Here is a 249-nt window from a genome sequence, read left to right on the forward strand (position 1 = left end):
CGTGCCCTTGCATCACGCTGGGCGGCTGCATGAAATAAGCTTCGGCACTTTTCAGCACCGGCTTGATCTGCGATTCGATGCCTGCTTCGCGGGCCACCTCGTGGGCAGCCTCCAGCAGCTCTGGCACCTGGTCGATGTAGGCGCTGACGAAACGCGCCAAAGTACCCTGGGCGTCCTGCTCAGGCAGGTGGATCGAAGGGTGCAAATGCGGCAGTTGTTGCTCGAGGCGCGCTTTCAGTTGGTTGGTCT

Annotated in this window: 1 protein-coding gene; it reads right to left on the reverse strand. The window is 61.0% G+C overall.

All coding sequences use genetic code 11. The features are described 5' to 3' along the window. Nucleotides 1–249, reverse strand: a 249-nt coding sequence (locus SB772_RS44060; protein ID WP_410839031.1) for a hypothetical protein, incomplete at both ends; no start/stop codon positions are given.

The organism is Paraburkholderia sp. SIMBA_030 (assembly GCF_046535245.1).
Classification (GTDB): Bacteria; Pseudomonadota; Gammaproteobacteria; order Burkholderiales; family Burkholderiaceae; genus Paraburkholderia.